Raw genomic sequence first — 1587 nt, forward strand, 5'->3', positions numbered from 1 at the left:
GCAGCACCAGGCCGAGCGCGACGAGCAGCATCCAGTTGAAGGCGACGAGCCGGAGCCAGGTCAGCGAATAAGCTTCGACATAGAGATCGAGCCGCAGCAGCGTCGAGACCATCAGCATGATGTTCTGGCCGACCCAGGCGAGAACCAGCGGCCGGACGAGGCGGTGGCGCTCGGAGGCGCCGGCCGGCCGCATCGCGACCAAGACGAAGACGGCCGCCAGCAGCGCCGTGACGACGAGCGGATAGGCGCCGCGATGGGCGTAAGCGGCATAGCTCATGCCGTCCGGCAGTGCGACGCCACCCCAGAGATAGGCGATGTCGAGCAGGGTCTGCACGGCAAAGAGCGCGTTGAACAGGACGAGCGAACGCAGGATCGCCGTGTCGCCGAGGAGCCCGTGGCGATCGGGCGTGAGGGGCGCCGCAGGGTTCGCCCTGGCGCTTGCGGGCGAGCCGGACATGCAGCATCGGCCAGACCAGGCAAAGCATCATCAGCCAGAAGGCGGCGCGCCAGGGCGAGAGCAGATCAAGCAACAGCCTGAGGTCGATGCGGTTCAGCCAGATCTCGACGAGCGGATTGGCGGAGGCAAACAGGGTTGCGAACACGCCGACGAGGACCAGCGGCACGACCCAGCCGATGAGCCAGGCGCTGCCGGAGGATGCGCGCCGACGCCGTGCCGAGAGGCGGCCGACACGGCCGATATCCCGCCTTAGCCCGCCGGCGCCGGACAGCAGCATCAGCCTCGCCTGCCGCAGCAGCTCCTGCCAGCGCGCCTGCTGCTGGCTGAGAATGACGGCAAAGGCCGCCGTGCAGAGGATCGCAACGAAGGAAGACAGCAGGCTGACCTCCTCGGCGATGGCGAGCAGCCCCGCCCCCAGCACCGCGAGCGCCAGGATGCGCCTGCCGGCGCCGGCGCGGATTGGGTTCGCCCAGAGCGAAGCGATGGCAAGCGCCGCCAGGAAATAGGCGAGCGAGATGCCGAGCCAATGGCCGTAGAACAGGAAATCGGCGAGCAGCACCAGGCCGGCGGCGAGCCCGAGCCGGGTCGCGAGCCAGCGCGTCGCGCGGCTCGCGAATGGCAGGGAGGATATCGGCTCTAGGGGTTCTGCTGAAAGGGAGGACATGGGCATGGGGCTTCGCTGATCGAGGATTCGGGCGCGCGGGGGCCGCGCGGCGGAGCGGGAAAGGCCAGGATGGCGGTCTCGGCAGGGAGCGGTCCGGCCACGAGCCACCAGCCATCGCGGGCCAGCCGGCGCGGCAGCCTTGATGTGAGGGAACGGGGAGCGACGATCTCTGCCATGCCGCAGAGATGCCGCAGCCGATTGCAGCGCCGGTCCTGAGAATGCTCAGGATCTCAGGATTGTTGTGCAGTTTTCGTGCAGGAAACGGCCCCTTCGCGGGAAGCGGCCGTTCGCCGACCCTGATGACCGGCAGTGTCGCCTAACAGGCTGTTGAAAAAGTCTGTAGCGGGGCGGCGTTTGGCGTGATTCACTCGGCTAGAGGAGTTGGCTGGGGGCATTTGATGCGCGGGTCGGATGAGCGCTCTGGATCGCTGTTTTCCTATGTGGATCTGGAGGCACGGGTCGGAGT

At 67.8% G+C, this 1587-nt stretch carries 1 protein-coding gene and 1 pseudogene; both read right to left on the reverse strand.

Annotated elements, in window-relative coordinates:
* A partial coding sequence (locus tag AC1D34_RS37910; RefSeq protein WP_476827070.1) for a DUF4153 domain-containing protein occupies positions 1–457 on the reverse strand: 457 nt, incomplete at its 3' end.
* Positions 458–485: 28 nt separating this feature from the next.
* Positions 486–1127, reverse strand: a pseudogene (locus AC1D34_RS37915) (hypothetical protein); the annotation flags it as partial.
* Positions 1128–1587 lie beyond the last annotated feature (460 nt).

Source organism: Allobosea sp. P1_A7 (assembly GCF_056406775.1).